The sequence below is a fragment of the Nakamurella lactea DSM 19367 genome (assembly GCF_000426645.1).
Lineage (GTDB): Bacteria > Actinomycetota > Actinomycetes > Mycobacteriales > Nakamurellaceae > Nakamurella > Nakamurella lactea.
Genome location: NZ_KE384550.1, coordinates 173,395 through 186,692 on the forward strand (window position 1 = coordinate 173,395; position 13,298 = coordinate 186,692).

12 protein-coding genes are annotated in these 13,298 nt (G+C 66.7%); 5 read left to right on the forward strand and 7 right to left on the reverse strand.

What is annotated here, in order from left to right:
* Positions 1–153 precede the first annotated feature (153 nt).
* On the forward strand, positions 154–1,545 hold the full coding sequence (locus K340_RS33070; protein ID WP_051267540.1) for an MFS transporter: 1,392 nt from the start codon (positions 154–156) through the stop codon (positions 1,543–1,545).
* Positions 1,546–1,548: 3 nt separating this feature from the next.
* Here K340_RS33070 and K340_RS36160 read toward each other — a convergent pair whose 3' ends face one another.
* Positions 1,549–2,487, reverse strand: coding sequence for a hypothetical protein (locus K340_RS36160; protein WP_154674468.1), 939 nt, complete (start codon positions 2,485–2,487; stop codon positions 1,549–1,551).
* Between the two features lie 113 nt (positions 2,488–2,600).
* Between K340_RS36160 and K340_RS33075 the strand changes: the two genes are divergently transcribed.
* From K340_RS33075 to K340_RS0124425, 4 genes are all read left to right on the forward strand, one after another.
* Positions 2,601–3,683 carry a Rieske 2Fe-2S domain-containing protein gene (locus K340_RS33075; protein ID WP_051267542.1) on the forward strand — a complete coding sequence of 361 codons (1,083 nt, stop codon included), beginning with the start codon at positions 2,601–2,603 and terminating at the stop codon, positions 3,681–3,683.
* Positions 3,684–3,740: 57 nt separating this feature from the next.
* On the forward strand, positions 3,741–4,505 hold the full coding sequence (locus K340_RS0124415; RefSeq protein ID WP_029138615.1) for an SDR family oxidoreductase: 765 nt from the start codon (positions 3,741–3,743) through the stop codon (positions 4,503–4,505).
* Positions 4,506–4,575: 70 nt separating this feature from the next.
* The gene (locus K340_RS0124420; protein WP_029138616.1) at positions 4,576–5,442 is read left to right on the forward strand and encodes an enoyl-CoA hydratase-related protein; all 867 of its coding nucleotides are present in this window, start codon (positions 4,576–4,578) and stop codon (positions 5,440–5,442) included.
* A 242-nt stretch (positions 5,443–5,684) separates the two neighbouring features.
* Positions 5,685–6,974 (forward strand): ABC transporter substrate-binding protein, encoded by a 1,290-nt coding sequence (locus K340_RS0124425; protein WP_084614923.1) that lies wholly within the window; start codon positions 5,685–5,687, stop codon positions 6,972–6,974.
* A 75-nt stretch (positions 6,975–7,049) separates the two neighbouring features.
* Here the strand turns inward: K340_RS0124425 and K340_RS0124430 are convergent, their stop codons facing one another.
* The 6 genes from K340_RS0124430 to K340_RS0124455 form a co-directional block, all read right to left on the reverse strand.
* Positions 7,050–8,324, reverse strand: a complete 1,275-nt coding sequence (locus K340_RS0124430; RefSeq protein WP_029138618.1) for an ABC transporter substrate-binding protein — start codon at positions 8,322–8,324, stop codon at positions 7,050–7,052.
* A gap of 37 nt (positions 8,325–8,361) precedes the next feature.
* Positions 8,362–9,135, reverse strand: coding sequence for an ABC transporter ATP-binding protein (locus K340_RS0124435; RefSeq protein ID WP_029138619.1), 774 nt, complete (start codon positions 9,133–9,135; stop codon positions 8,362–8,364).
* Positions 9,132–9,842 (reverse strand): ABC transporter ATP-binding protein, encoded by a 711-nt coding sequence (locus K340_RS36325; protein ID WP_051267544.1) that lies wholly within the window; start codon positions 9,840–9,842, stop codon positions 9,132–9,134. Before K340_RS36325 ends, K340_RS0124435 begins: the two co-directional genes overlap by 4 nt.
* A complete protein-coding gene (locus K340_RS0124445) occupies positions 9,839–10,984 on the reverse strand; it encodes a branched-chain amino acid ABC transporter permease (RefSeq protein WP_029138621.1) in 1,146 nt (381 codons plus the stop codon). Before K340_RS0124445 ends, K340_RS36325 begins: the two co-directional genes overlap by 4 nt.
* On the reverse strand, positions 10,981–11,856 hold the full coding sequence (locus K340_RS0124450; protein WP_029138622.1) for a branched-chain amino acid ABC transporter permease: 876 nt from the start codon (positions 11,854–11,856) through the stop codon (positions 10,981–10,983). Before K340_RS0124450 ends, K340_RS0124445 begins: the two co-directional genes overlap by 4 nt.
* A 204-nt stretch (positions 11,857–12,060) precedes the next feature.
* The gene (locus K340_RS0124455; RefSeq protein ID WP_051267546.1) at positions 12,061–13,218 is read right to left on the reverse strand and encodes an acyl-CoA dehydrogenase family protein; all 1,158 of its coding nucleotides are present in this window, start codon (positions 13,216–13,218) and stop codon (positions 12,061–12,063) included.
* Positions 13,219–13,298 lie beyond the last annotated feature (80 nt).

The window sequence follows — 13,298 nt, forward strand, 5'->3', positions numbered from 1 at the left end:
GCGTTGCCCGGATCCGGCGTCCCATCTGAACATATCGACCAAGTAGTTGGCCACCGCTACCCGACCCGTCGACACCGGCGACGATCCGATGGCGGCCCGGCGCACCGGAGACACCACTATCAAACCAACTCAATGGTTGGTTAAGTTCACCGGGTGACCACACTTCACCTCCGCCTGACCTACGCGGTTCTGCTCGGTGCTGCGCTGGCGTTCGCGTTGCTGCAGGCGATGGTGATGCCCGTGCTGCCGACCATCCAGGACCACCTGGGCACCGATTCCCGGCAGGTCGCCTGGGTGGTCAGTTCGTATCTGCTGGCGTCCGCCGTCGCCACCCCGCTGGTCGGGCGGTTGGGGGACGTCCTCGGCCGGAAAAGGGTGCTGGTCGCCGCACTGTGCACCCTGGCAGTCGGGTCGCTGGCCGCCGCCTACGCGCCGAACCTCGGCCTGATGGTGGCGGCCAGGGTGCTGCAAGGGGTCGGCGCCGGCGTGGTGCCGCTGTCGATCGGGATTGTCCGGGACGAGTTTCCCGCGCATCGGATCCCGGCGGCGGTCGGCACCATTGCGGCGCTCACCGGCATCGGCGCGGGGGTGGGATTGGTCCTGGCCGGCCCGCTGATCGATCTGCTCGGGTACCGGTCACTGTTCCTGGTTCCGATGGGACTGACTGCGGCGACCGCCGTCCTCGCGGCGCTGGTCCTGCGCGAGTCGCCACGGCAGGCCGGAACGGTTTCCTGGCTCCCCGCACCGTTTCTGAGCCTCGCCGTCACCGCACTGATCCTGGCCACCATCCAGGGCGGAGCCTGGGGTTGGGCCGACCCGCGGATGCTCGGGCTGTATGCGGCCACCGTCGGGTTCGGGATCTGTTGGGTGGTCGCGGAGCGGCACGCCGAACGGCCGCTGATCGATCTGGACATGCTCAAACGTCCCGCGGTCCGTTCGGTGAACCTGGTGACGTTCCTGCTCGGCTTCGTGATGTTCGGTGTGTACGCGTACGTCCCGCAGTTCCTGCAGGCGCCGCGATCCACCGGCTACGGCTTCGGCGCGTCGGTCACTATGTCCGGCCTCGTGATGGCGCCGATGGCCGCGTGCGTGTTCGTCGGCGGGGTCACCGCGGCAAGGGCGTCCGCCCGGTTCGGGCCACGCCTGGTCATTCTGACCGCGAGCGCGGTGATGGCTCTGTCCTTGGTCGTGTTGCTGGCGGCGCGCACGCAACTGTGGCAGATCGGTTCGACCCTCGCGGTGTACGGGGTCGCGCTCGGTGTCAATCTGGCCGCAGTGTCGATGGCCGTCGTGCTGGCAGTGTCCGCGAAGCTCACCGCGGTCGCCAGCGCGGTCAACGTCAACATGCGCACCATCGGCGGCGCCATCGGCGCCGCGATGATCGCTACCGTCATCACCGCCGGGGTCGAGCCGGGCGGGCCTCCCGCGGAGTCCGGATATCTGATCGCGTTCGCCACCTTGGCGGTCATCGTCGCCGTGGCCAGCGTGCTGGCGCTGACGATTCCCGGCAACGGCGATCGTGAGCCTCTCGCTGCGGTCGCCTGAAGGTCAGAAGGTCTCGGGGATTCCGGTGCCGACGACGGTCGGTGGCTCGGTCGAGGTGACGATCCCGACCTGTTCCAGGATGCCGAACCCGGTGACGCCGGACTGCGCGACGTCGAACGGGGTGTACGCCCGGCGGACCCACCGGCGGCCGTCCAGACTGGGCTGGACGAAGGCCAGGTGCTGGTCCAGGCTGCGGTAACCGCCGATCAGGTTGATCCCAGGGGCACCGGAGACCGCGGTGGTACCAGGCGTTTCATCGATCCGGCCGTACAGCCGCATCGGGATCCTGCGGTGCGGACCGTGGATGTCGAATCTGGACACCGTGCGCGGAGACGTCACCGTGTGCACCTGCACCGCGGCCGGGCCACGCCGAGCGGGTGATGTCGCGGCGGTGGCCAGCAGCGACGAGCCGTCCTGGAACGCCGCCTGCAGCCGGACCCCGTTCTCGTTCTGCTGGCCGCCGAACGACGTCCCGCCGGTCCAGGCCTGCCCGCGCACCCGATGGATGACGCTGCCGGCCGCCACCGTGCCGGAGGCACGGTAGACCTGCGAGCCCAGCAGCCCACCGTCACCGAACTCGCGCTGCCGCGGCACCGGCAGCGACATGGGCTCCAGCAGTAGATCCATGGTCAGCGGCAGCCGGAAGGCGAGTGGCTCGTGTTCGGCGGCCAGGTGTTCCGCGGGCTCCAGGTCCTGCACGGTGTGCGCCGAGACCCGCACCCGCTCCGTGCGCCCGTCCGGTGTCCAACTCAGCAGCGGCGTGTGGTCGATGGTGCCGAAGTCGCGGTGGTACCAGTGCGTCACCCCGTCGGCCAGGAACACCATGACCCGGTCCAGCGACATCCGCCGGCCGCGGGTTGCCGCGATGACGACGACCGCGCCCGACACCTCGTCCATCAGCACCAGGTCCACCGGACCTTGCTCCTGCGCCGTATCCACCACTGTGCGGCTCCTCTCAGCTGTGCCCGGATTCCGTGCGCCGGTTTGACTCCAGGACTACTCTGACTCACTATAACCAACCAAGGAGTTGGTTTAGATCGCACTCGGAGCGTGAGATGAAAGATTGGCCCTACGACGTTTTTGCCACCGGCTGGTACCAGATCGGGTTCTCTGCGGAGCTGGCACCGGGGGACGTTCGCCCGGTCAAGTACTTCGACCAGGATCTGGTGCTGTTCCGCTCGAACAGCGGAGAGGTATCGCTGCTCGACGCCTACTGCCAGCACCTTGGCGCCCACCTGGGCCACGGCGGCCGGGTGAAGGACGATTGCATCGAGTGCCCGTTCCACGGGTGGCTGTGGAACACCGACGGCACGCTCAACCGGATCCCCTACGCCCCCAACGCCACCCGCAAGGTCAAGCTGGACCGCTGGCACACCCGCGAGGTCCAGGGGCTACTCATCGTCTGGTACGACGGCTACGGCCGTGAGCCGTTCTGGGAGTACCCGGGGGTGCCGGAGTACGGCGACCAGGAGAACTTCTACCCGATCTATCCGTACGGGGCCGACCACGTCGGGGTGCGCAAGATCATCACCCAGATGCCGATCGAGAACACCCCGGACTACTTCCACTTTCCCATCGTGCACGGCGCCGGCCAGCCGGGCCGGCCGTTGCTGTGGGAGGAGAAAGGCGAGTACCTGCACACCGAGATGGGTTACTGGTTCGGGTACAACAAGCCGGCAACCTGGCTGACGCCGAACGGCCCGGTCGACGGCGTGACGGAGACCGAGGCCTGGGGCCTCGGCCTGTCGCTCGCCCGGTTCCACATCGACGACTTCATCACCGCGCAGATGACGGCAACCACCCCGATCGACCGTGAGCACTCGCAGATCTTCTGCACCATGGCAGTCTCCCGGGAGCCCGGGAGCAAGTTGGACGATCCGCCGACCGGCCGCGCAGAAATGATGCTCCGGTTCCAGGACGCGCAGATCCGTCGCGACTTCGCGATCTGGGAGAACCAGAAGTACATCGAGCACCCGCCGTATGCCGGCGGCGAGGAGATCTACTACTCGGCCTTCCGCCGCTGGTCCAAGCAGTTCTACTTCGAGACCGCCTACCGTGACGGAAAGCGACTCGAGGGAGACCAGCGCACCACCGGGGACTGGGCGATTCCGGAGTACGACCACAATCCGGTCGGCTGACCGGCCAGGGCCGAACAGAGTCACCTCGACCGACTGGTTGGCTGAAAGGCATGAGCCGTGGACCAGACGCACGCCGGCAAGGTCGCCATCGTGACCGGCGGCTCCCGCGGGATAGGCAGGGCGATTGCGAAAGAGCTGGTCGCCCGCGGAGCCACGGTCATCATCGTCGGCCGTCGGCAGGCGCCGCTGGAGTCGGCGGCCGCGGCCATCGGCGCGCGATGCGAGTGGCGGTCCTGCCACGTCGCGGACACCGAGGGAGCCGCGAAGGTGGTCGCCGAAACCGTGCAGCGGCACGGGACCGTTGATCTGTTGGTCAACAACGCGGCCGCGGGCCTGCAATGGGGTCCGACGCTCGCAGTCGATCCCGGCGCGGCCGCCAAGATGGCCGAGGTCAATCAGTGGGCGCCCGTACTCTGGTCTCGACTCGCCCATGAGTCCGTGATGCGGGCGCGCGGCGGGGCGATCGTCAACATCACCTCGATCGGCGGCCTCGCTCCGTCACCGAACACCGGGTACTACAACGCCACGAAGGCGGCGCTGAGTTACCTGACCCAGCAACTTGCCGCCGAGCTCGCACCCCGGGTCCGGGTCAATGCGGTCGCTCCGGGCCTGATCGACACCGACATGGCGGCGGCCATCCCGGCCGAGCAAGCGGAGCAGCTGCGCCGCGAGATTCCATTGGCCAGACTCGGTCAACCCGACGACATTGCCGCCGCTACCAGCTTTCTGCTGTCCGATGCCGCGGCCTGGATCACCGGTGCCGTGCTCCCGGTCGACGGCGGACACCTGCACCACCGCGGCGTCGCCGGCACGCCACTGTGAGCGCAGTCGGCCCGAACGGCCGACGCCGCCGCCTTCACCCATCTCCCCGACGCGCTCGAAATGAGACCCCGTGACGTACGACAGCCTCGACTGGCGACTCGACGAGGACGGCGTCGGGCTGCTGACGCTCGACCGGCCCGACCGGCTCAATGCGATGAACTGGCAGGTGGCCGAGGAGATCGAGACGTTCTTCCGGACCGACGCACTGTCCGACGAGGTGCGTGCCATCGTCGTCACCGGAGCCGGCCGGGCGTTCTCCGCGGGCGCCGATCTGGATGCCGCTGAGCAGGTCTTCGCCTACGACCGGTCGCTGCTGGAGATCCTTGACAAGTTCCGCGAGCGGTACGACCAACCGCCGTATCAGCAGAAGGTACGCGACGGCGGCGGGCGGATGACGTTGGCGATCAACGCAGTTCCCAAGCCCGTGATCGCCGCGATCAACGGCCCTGCCGTAGGTTTCGGCGCGACGATGACCCTGGCCATGGATGCCCGTCTGATGTCGTCGGCCGCTCGCATCGGCTTCGTCTTCGGACGCATCGGCCTTGTTCCGGAGGCCGCGTCGTCATGGTTTCTCCCTCGCATTGTCGGACTGGCGCGCAGTCTGGAACTCGTCTACACGGCCGACATCATCGACGCATCGCTCGCCCTGCAGTACGGCCTGGTCCGAAGCGTGCACGAACCCGACCGGCTGGTCGAGGAGGCGATGATCTTCGCCCGCCGCTGCACCAGCGACCGTTCCCCTTACGCGACAGGGCTGACGAAGCGACTCGTCTACCACGGCGCCGGAGCGGGCGATCCGCTGGAAGCTCACCTGTCCGACTCGCTGGCCACCTATTGGGCTTCGCTGGTCGATGCCCAGGAAGGTATTGCGGCGTTCCAGGAGCATCGGCGACCGCGATTCACCGGACGGGCGAGCGATATCCCCGACCTCTTCTGACCTGCACGGCGGCGGCTCAGATCGTTACCAGCAAATCCGTCTGACGATTGATCCCAACCTATTAGTTGGGATACGCTACCGGGGCGGGGATGCGCTCGAGTCCAACGACGTGCGGTAGCGTGCTCCGTCGCTACCCAGCTCACTCTCGGCGCACTCCGGCTGTGTCGGACCTCCAACCGGACGTCCGATACCCACCGGCACGATGCCAACTGGGCGTCGGCCGCTGTCGATGGAGGTAGCTCATGGTTCATCGAAGTACTCGGCGCTCGTTGCTAGCGCTGACAGCGATCGTGGCGCTCGCGCTGGGTGTGGCCGCGTGCAGCAGTGACAACGCCGCGGATCCGACCGACTCTCCCAACAGCAGCTCTGCATCCGTCGGTGCGGAAACCTCCGGCGGTCAGGACACCACCAGCGGGAGCGGCAAGCCGGCCGCGGCAGACGGCTCCCACACCTGGGGGGTGTCGATCCCGCTCGCCGGGCCGCTGGCGAGTTCGGGTGAATGGGTGCAGACCGGTGTCGAGAGTCTCGTCGGAGCGGTTAATGCCGGCGGCGGCCTGGACGGGCACCAGGTTGAGACCAAGACCCAGGACAACGGTGCTGACGCCTCGAAGACCGCGGTGACCACCACCCAGCTGGCGACCTCCGACCAGGTGTCGGCGATCTTCAACGGGCCGACCAGTGCGGTCTGCAGCTCTGCCCAACCGATCGCCGAGCGCTATTCCATCCCGGTCCTGTGCTACGCGGTCGCCGAGGTGAAGGACAACATCTTCACCTATGGTCCCCAGCACGAGCGGATGGGCGGCGTGAGTCTGCAGGCCGCGCGCAAGGTCGTCGGCGACACCAGCGAGCCGATGAAGATGGCCCTGGTGTATCTCAACACCGCCACCACGATCGAATGGGCGGATTCGGTTGAGGCGGCCTCCGCCGCCGCGAACGCCAGCGTCGTGTTCCGCGACAAGGTCGACTTCGCCACCACCGATCTCTCCAGCTACGCCGCCAAGATCATCGCGGCCAAGCCGGATATCGTGATGTGGGACGGCGTTCCGGTTGTCCTCAACGGATTCGTCAAGGCGCTGCGGGCCGGCGGTCTCGACGTCCCGGTCATGTCGATCGACGGGGCCTCCGCGCTCGGGGCGGTTGCCGCCACCAACGACAAGAATGTCTACTTCATGCAGCCGTTCGCCGCGCTCGATCCGGCCACGGCAACCGGAGCCGGCAAGGACTACGTCGAAGCCGTCACGGCCCACACCGGCAAGTCCGACTACGAGTACCTCAACACCCCGGTCCGGGTAGCGGCCTACATCGGCGCGCTGGCCACCAGCGAGGCTGCGACGAAGTGCGGATTCCCCTGCACCGGCAAGGATCTCCAGGAGAAGCTCAACACGATGAAGTTCGACTTCCAGGGTCTTGCGCCCGGCTTCTCCTGGGCCAACAGGGACGACAAGTACCCGTACTCGACGTTCTTCCTGTACCAGGCACATCCGGACGCCGCCGGGGCCGATGAGCTCGGAACGTTCCAACTCGAGGACTGATACTCCGCGCCACGCACGAAACGATGGCCCTGCCCTTCTCGGGCAGGGCCATCGGCGTGAGGCACGGTCGGGCGCTTACTCGTCTACGTCGAACTCACCGACCTGCGTCGTCGACTCGGCCGTCTTCACCTGGTTCAGGTACAGCTTCGGATACGGGTAGTGGTCGGCGCGGTTCGCATAGGAGAAGCCGGGCGCCAAGCCCCCGAAGTCGGGCTTCACCTGGTCGAGTTGCTTCTTGAGATCCGCACCGCTGCAGGGATTTCCGCACGCCGTGGAGGCTTCTCCGAAGGCCGCTGCAGCGAGGTAGCCGGCCACCGTTGTGCCCTGGTTCAGGTTGTGGTAGTCGACCTTCGCCCCGGCTGCCGTCATCGCGTCGAGGTAGGTCTTCGCCTCTCCGGTTGCGTTCGCGGGGTCGATGAGCTGGTAGACCGACAGGAAGTACATCGGGGCGTCCGGCACGGCGGCGACCGCATCGAGCGCGATGACGCCATCGGCGACGATCACCGGTGCCTTCAGGCCCGCTGCGTCCGCGCCCTTGACCAGGCTGATGAGCGCCGCCGAAAGTCCGCTGTACAGAATCACATCGGGTTTGGCCGCCGCGATCTTGGAGACTGTCGGAGACAGGTCGTTCGCCGTGATCTCGACCTTTTCGCTGGCAACGACCTTGACACCCGCGGCCTCCGCCTGCTTGGTGATGTTGTCGGACAGCGCCACCACGGTCAGGGTGTTGAGGTAGACGATCGCGACCGTCGGGTCGTCCTTGCCCGAGATCTGCTTGGCGGAGGCCAGCATGGCGCCCGCCATCTTGTCGTTCTTCGGCCCCATCGGGTACACCCAGTCATTGGGTTCGGCGATCGAGAGGCAGGCCATCGGTACCTTGTACCGCTCGACGATCGGCGCCCCGGCGGAGCAGGTCGAGCTCAGGGTGTTCCCGAAGATCGCCGTCGCCTTCTTGGCCGTGACCAGCTGGGTGATGTTGGTGGCGGTCCGACTGGCGTCGCCGGCCGAGTCCAACGCCTCGTAGGAGATGGTGTTTCCGTCCAGTCCGCCGGCGGCGTTGGTCGCCTTGACATAGGCGTTCAGCCCGATCTGGATCGCTCCGGCCGAAGTGGCCAGAGCGCCGGACAACGCATCGGTCGCGCCCCAGACAATCGTGCCGCCACCGGCACTCTCGCCACCGGCGCTGGTGGCAGCGCCGGTCGCGTCACCGGCGCTGGTGGCCGCGCCGGCGTCGGCTCCCCCGTCGGCTCCGGTACCCGATGCGGTGTCGGTCGAACTGCTGCACGCGGCCAGCGTCAGCGCCGCTGCGGCGATCGCGCAGACGAGGACGTTCCGTGGGCCATGTTTCATGCCATCTCCCTTGACGAGGTAGTACTGCGGTGGGAATTCAGTACTGCGAGTCACCGAGGTACGACTGACGCACCTCGGGACTGTCCATCACTTCGCGCGGGTTGCCGATCTTCAGCACCTCGCCGAAGTTCATGGCCATCAACTGGTCGCAATTGGCCATCACGAATCCGGGATCGTGGTCGATGAGCACGATGGTCACGCCGAGTTCCCGGAGTTTGGACAGGGCAGTCGTGACCACCCCACGTTCGGCACCCGATACCCCCGAGGTCGGTTCGTCGAGCAGGACCAGGTCCGTCCCCACCGCCAGCGCCCGCGCCATGTCGACGAGCTTCTGCACTGCGGTGGACAGCTCACCCAGCGGGCGGTCGGCGTAGTGCGTCAGACCCAGCAGATCGAGCACCTCGGCCGCCCGACTCGGCTCACCCCGTCTGGCAAGCTTGCGGTGGTCGGAGAATCGCAAGGCCCCCCATACGGTGTTCCGCAGGCTGCCCAACGACACCAGGTTGAGCACGGTCATGTCGTGGAAGTAGTGGGTGGACTGCAGGCTCCGGCCGATCCCGAGATCACGCACCCGGTGTGGGCGCAGCTGACCGAGTGGCCGGCCCTTGAAGAGCACCTGACCCTTGACCGTCGGCACCACGGCGCTGATCACGTTGAGGATGGTCGTTTTGCCTGCGCCGTTGGGACCGACGATCCCCAGCGTCTGCCCTGGCCGCACGTCGAAGCTGATGTCACGCAGGATCGATACCCCACCGAGTTCGACATCGACGTGCTGAACCTCCAGCGTCGCAACCTCCAATGTCGCCGTCACACCGTCTCCTGACCGAGGTAGGTCGCCAGCACCGTCTCGACATCCAGATCGGCGATCGGACCCGAGGCGACCACCTCACCGTCGTCCATCACCTGCACCACGTCGGCGACCTTCAGTGAGGCCGTCACCGCCTGATCCGCTGCCAGGATCGCCAAACCCTGTTCGTCGGCAAGTGTTCGCAGTCGCTGCATGAGTTCATGAACGATGGCCGGCGCCAGGCCCAGCGACAACTCGTCGACGAGCAGCACCTTCGGTTCGCGCAGCAGTGCCAACGCCGTTGCCAGCATCTGCCGCTCACCACCCGACAGCAGCCCGGCGCGGATGTCGAGTCGCTCCGCCAGCCGGGGGAAGATGTCCAGCACGCGTCGCTGGGCCCGCGCGTTCGGCGAGATCAGCTCGAGCTGGTCCGCAACGGTGACGCCGGTGAACACTTTGTTCCGTTCCGAGATCAGACACAGTCCCTGTCGCGAGAGGGCAAGCGGCGACGGTCTTTTCACCACTTGGCCGAGCAGCTCGATCTCACCGGTCGCCCGTCCGGTCTCACCGGGGAGGAAGCCGACGATCCCCCGCAGGGTGGACGTCTTGCCGGCGCCGTTGCGTCCCAGGATCACGGTGAGGGACCCTGGCTGCAGTTCCACGTCGTACCGGGCGACGGCCGGTACACCGCTGTAGGAGACCTGCAGGTTGCGCACGGTCAGGGCGGTCACGACTCGACTCCCTTGGCGCCCTTGGGGCTCCGGTGACGGAACAGCGAACGGATGCCGGTCTCGAGTTTGATCAACAACCCCTGAATGCCTTCGGGCTCGAAGAGAATGACGATCACGAAGATCGCCGAGAACAGGCCGGCATTGATGACGCTCATGTTGTTCGTGTACCAGTCGAAAGACAGGCCGGCGTTCTGGAACCAGACCGACACCTCCGACTGCAGGAAGTACGGCAGCGCGGTGATGATGACCGCACCGAAGAGCGCACCGATCCGGGAGCCCGAGCCGCCGAGGAACAGCATCGTCAGCAGGCTGATGCTGACCAGGATCGTGTAGCTCTCGTGGTCGGCCCTGCCGACCGAGTAGGCGAACAGGGTTCCCGCGATCGCGGTGATCGCGCCGCTGGCAGCAAACGCATACAGCTTCCACTTCGTGACATCCACACCCGTCATCGCCGCTGCTACTTCGCTTTCCCGCAGCGCTTTCCAGGCGACGCCGACCCCGGTGCGCTCCAGGCCGGCCAGCAGCGCGTAGATGACGACGAGGATGACCAGGACGAGCCAGTAGAAGCTGGTCCCGAACGAGAAGTCCTTCCCGCCGATCGTCAACGGCGGGACGACAAGTCCGGCCGGGCTCACCTTCTGCTGTACCTGGTAGCTGATCGACTGCATGATGAACTGCAGCGCCAGGCTGGCCAGCAGCAGATACAGACCCCGGAAGCGCAGCCCGGGGATGCCGGACAGCAACCCGACCCCGAAGCCGACGACGGCCGAGACCACCAGGATGACGAAGAAGTTCTCGATGCCGGCATTCGCCAACAGACCGGCGGTGAAGGCGCCGATGCCCATGAAGGCGCCACCACTGATGGCGATCTGGCCGGCGCCGCCGACGAGCATCCACTGGCCCAGCGCCGCGATGCCGAAGATCACGCAGGCCTGGCCGATCAGGTTGATGTAGGGACTGCCGAAGCCCGCCCAGAGACCCCCGGCGAGCAGCGCGGCGATCATGAACAGCCTCGCCGGGGTACCACGGCGACCCAGTGGCGACAGCAGTCCGGCCCGTCGAGGCGATAGCCGTGGCCGGTCGCTCGCGGCGGGAGCGGCCGGCAGCGCCGGCGGACTGTTCAGCTCGGCCTGCTCGGTCATAGCCGGACCACCTCGGCCTTCCCGAACAGGCCGGTGGGCCGGAACATCAGGAACAGCAGCAGCACCCCGAAGATCACGATCGTCACCCAGTCGGCGCCGAGCACGGTCGTTGTGGTGATCTGCAAGAAACCCAGCACGAACCCACCGAAGACCGCACCGGAAATCGAGTCGAGCCCGCCGATGATGATCGCGGGAAAGGCATACAGGCCGACGTTGGCGACCCCGGACGGATCCACCGAGAACCGGAGCGCGAAAGCGACCCCGGCCAGCGCCGCGGTGAATCCCGCAAGCGCCCAGGCGATGGTGGCGATCCTGGCCGCACTGACGCCCAGATGCACGGACAGCGCCGGATTGTCGGCAACCGCGTTCATCTGCAGTCCGAGACGGCTGCGCTTGAGCAGCAGCGCGAGCCCGAGGAAGACCAGCAGGGGCAGGGCCAAGGCGGCCAGATCCGCTGCGGTGATCGTGGCCCCCGCGATCTTGGTGTGGTATCCGCTGACGACGTCGCCGATCGGCAGCGCCGAGGTGCCGTATTTGATCGACACCGCGGCCTGCAACACGCCGGCCAGCCCGATGGTGGCCACCGAGGTGACGAACGGTGCCCCGGAGGCGGTCCGCGAAAACAGGCCGACGTACATCAGCGCGCTGAAGGCACCGACGACGACCGCGACGATCGCGGCGGCCAGGATCCAGTTCAGCTGCTCGTAGGTGACCAGGTCGTAGAAGATGAACGCCCCGAGCAACATGAAGCCACCCTGGCAGAAGCTCAGCACCTTCGATGATCGGTAGAGCAGGACGAACCCGACGCCGACCAGCGCGTACAGCGCCCCGGTGACGATCGACCCCCACACCGTCTGCGCAGCAACGTCCATGTGAACGACCCCTGTCGGTTGACCGGGTGCAGCAGTCGCTGCACGACTTCATTGGCGGCACGGCCGGCTGAGCCGGCGCGGAGAGCGATACTTCACCAACCAGTTGGCTGGGTTCCGACAATTGTGGTGGCGCTCACCCGGTTCGTCAAGCGACCTGGCGCGCCGACGCCGGATCGTTGCCTGCGCCGGGGTGACACCGGTCCGTCAGTAGGATCGCGGCAACTCGAGCGACTGCTGCGCGACGAAGTTCAGGACCATCTCGCGGCTGACCGGCGCGGACTTCATCAACCGGGCAAGGCCCCACAGATCACCGAGACCGTATTCGGTGGCGAACGCATTCCCACCGTGCACCTGGATCGCCACGTCGAAACACTCCAGACAGGCATCGGCGGCGGCCAGCTTGGCGGCCGACGCCGCCTGGCCCACTTCGGGCAGACCATGGTCGAAGAGCCAGGCGCCCTTGGTCTTCATCAGGTCGGCCAGGTCGAGATGGATCTTGGCTTCCGACATGGGATGTGAGATGCCCTGATAGGAACCGACCGGCACTCCCCACACGTTCCGTTCGCCCGCGTAGGCGACCGCCTTCGACAGGAAGTAGCGGCCCAGTCCGACGGCCTGTGCGGCCACGTTGACCCGCTCCGGGTTGAGCCCGGAGAAGATCTGCTTGAACCCCTGGTGCGGCACTTGTCCGATCAGCCGATCGGCCGGCAACCGGACGTCGTCGAAGAAGACTCCGAACTGACGATCGGGCGCCTTGATCTCCATGTCGATGGGATGGAACGTGACTCCAGGGTCGTCGGTGTCGACGATGAGCAGCGACAGCTGGGTCCGACCCCGGTCGTCCGTCCCGGAGCGACAGACGACCAGCATCGCGTCGGCGATGTCGACGCCGGTGATGAACTGCTTCGCCCCGTTCAACATCCAGCCGTCCCCGGCCGGCTCAGCCCGGGTGGTGGTGTTGTAGATGTTCGAGCCTGCTCCTGCCTCGGTGGTCGCGAAGGCCATCCGCCGGGCTCCGTCGGCGATGCCCGGCAGCCATTCACGCTTCTGCTCTTCGGTACCGAACTCGTTGATCAGCGGGCCGCACATGCCGGCGACGATGAGGAAGATCAGCGGGCAGCCCGCCGCGGACAGTTCTTCGATCACCAGCGACATCTCCTGCAGGCCACCGCCACCACCGCCGTATTCCTGCGGCAGGTTCACTCCCCCGAACCCCCCGGCAAAAATCTCGTCCCACAGATCAGTGGTGAACTCCCCGCGCCGGGCACAGTCGGCGAAGTAGCCGTGGCCGTACTTCCCGCCGATCGAGGCCACCGCATCCCTGATCGCGAGGTGTTCCGCAGGTTCACTGAATCCGAGCACTCGTGCCCTCCTATCCCAACCGATAGGTTGAGTAAAGCAGTCGTCAGCCGATCGCACAACGCTTTCCGTTGGGCACGTTG

Excerpts from the sequence above, each read along its gene's own strand:
- K340_RS33075 (WP_051267542.1), top strand. The coding sequence starts at position 2,601 with ATGAAAGATTGGCCCTACGACGTTTTTGCCACCGGCTGGTACCAGATC.
- K340_RS0124445 (WP_029138621.1), bottom strand. The coding sequence starts at position 10,984 with ATGACCGAGCAGGCCGAGCTGAACAGTCCGCCGGCGCTGCCGGCCGCT.
- K340_RS0124425 (WP_084614923.1), top strand. The coding sequence starts at position 5,685 with ATGGTTCATCGAAGTACTCGGCGCTCGTTGCTAGCGCTGACAGCGATC.
- K340_RS0124450 (WP_029138622.1), bottom strand. The coding sequence starts at position 11,856 with ATGGACGTTGCTGCGCAGACGGTGTGGGGGTCGATCGTCACCGGGGCG.
- K340_RS0124430 (WP_029138618.1), bottom strand. The coding sequence starts at position 8,324 with ATGAAACATGGCCCACGGAACGTCCTCGTCTGCGCGATCGCCGCAGCG.